The sequence below is a fragment of the Vibrio sp. TRT 17S01 genome (genome assembly GCF_050113695.1).
Classification (GTDB): domain Bacteria; phylum Pseudomonadota; class Gammaproteobacteria; order Enterobacterales; family Vibrionaceae; genus Vibrio.
On the sequence record NZ_JBNJOG010000053.1, the window covers coordinates 1 to 1,503 of the forward strand.

Annotated in this window: 2 protein-coding genes; both read right to left on the reverse strand. The window is 38.9% G+C overall.

Translation table 11 applies throughout. The annotated features are described in order from the left end of the window. Nucleotides 1-168: 168 nt before the first annotated feature. A complete protein-coding gene (locus ACQEXS_RS22425) occupies nucleotides 169-447 on the reverse strand; it encodes a hypothetical protein (RefSeq protein WP_262359099.1) in 279 nt (92 codons plus the stop codon). Between the two features lie 196 nt (nucleotides 448-643). Further along, entirely contained in the window at nucleotides 644-1,411 is a 768-nt protein-coding gene (locus tag ACQEXS_RS22430) for an FRG domain-containing protein (protein ID WP_427015270.1), read from the reverse strand. Nucleotides 1,412-1,503 lie beyond the last annotated feature (92 nt).

Genomic DNA, 1,503 nt, shown 5'->3' on the forward strand with positions numbered 1-1,503 from the left:
ACTAAAATGATTATTAAAACAATATCCAAAGTTTCGCGCTCCTTTAAGCTAACGCCGCGTTAAGTGGTGAACAACGCTAACCACCAACCCTAAACCATTGTACCTTAAACACTAAATTCAACTTAAACTGAGAGCGCCAAGCGTTGTGAGTCCGCCTTAAACGCCTTGTTATTCGACATTTCTTCGTTGCAGCTCTACCTTAAACTTACTTTCTCTATGCAACCAAAAGCCCCAGTTAACGAAAAACATTAGACACGGGAAGATAGAGTACTCCGCAATATTGGCTTGCATGTACATTAATACATTTTCTGCATCCGATGACGGATAGTTAAACAGGATATGAAATACTACAAAAGCAATTGTTGTTCCCACTGTGTTTTTAAAAATCCAGGCCAAGCCACCTTGCTTTCTAGCCTTGCTCCAGTACTCAAATTGTTTGTCTTGCATACATACCCTCGTAGCCGAACTCATATATCAAAGAACCTATATGTGGCTCACTTTACACATGTCGAAATAACGCCCAATTAAGGTGTGAAGCACGCACGCAAGACACTCAATTTGACCGCCGTAAATACTAAACTTAACCTAAACCAAAAACGCCAAGCGTGCTGAATCACTCTTAAATTGTTTGTTAGCAGTGATTCTACGAGTTATTTGCCAGTACCTGAATATTAGGCTCTAACCCAACTGCAAACTTTGTACTTACTTCATTAAAATGAGCCTTACATACAGATTCAACTGATGGAGCCAGTTGTGTCATTGTAATACCCATGAGAGCTAAATCGCGGATAGCGAGAACTCGTTCGCTAACCGGAATTTCATACTTCGTTAGGTAGTTTTGACCATTTAATTCGTGATCCTTTATATGACCTTCTACATCGACGCAGTTTGTATATGTAAAAAGACCCTGCTGTAACATTTGTTTGTGATTTCCACGAATTGTCGGAGCTAGCACACTCACATGCTCTTTTTCATGTTTGTAGTCATCGATTTGTTTAAACTTCGCAATCCAATCTGCCGCATTGAACTGATATATAGATATAAACTCAGAATTAGGTTCGAAATGGTTTACACCATCAAATGCAAAGAATGCTGCGATATAAGGGGAATAAGACCAATCTAGCAATGGAGTTGGATATCCATTATGTTGGAGAAAAGAAACAAACTGCGCCAGTTCATTTGGGTTTGACAAATTTCTTCTAGTGCCATCCCATGCTTCTACTTTTTCTTGAACACTCGGAACAACAAACTCAAAGTAGGATATTAAATCTTCTACACGATTTACGAGACCTGTTCGATGAAGGGAAGTTGTTAGCTTCCAATTTGAATTAGCCTGCCCACGATAGACGTATTTTCCACTAAGTAAGTTATCATTTACTTTGTACTTGTATTCATTCCAACTTAACTTCATATATTCCTCATTACTGCTAACGCCGCGTTAAGTGGTGAACAACGCAACCACCAAACTTAAACCATTGCACCTTAAACACTAAACTCAACTTA

What these genes read in the sequence shown, in the direction of transcription:
- ACQEXS_RS22425 (WP_262359099.1), bottom strand. Translation starts at nt 447, where the DNA reads ATGCAAGACAAACAATTTGAGTACTGGAGCAAGGCTAGAAAGCAAGGT.
- ACQEXS_RS22430 (WP_427015270.1), bottom strand. Translation starts at nt 1,411, where the DNA reads ATGAAGTTAAGTTGGAATGAATACAAGTACAAAGTAAATGATAACTTA.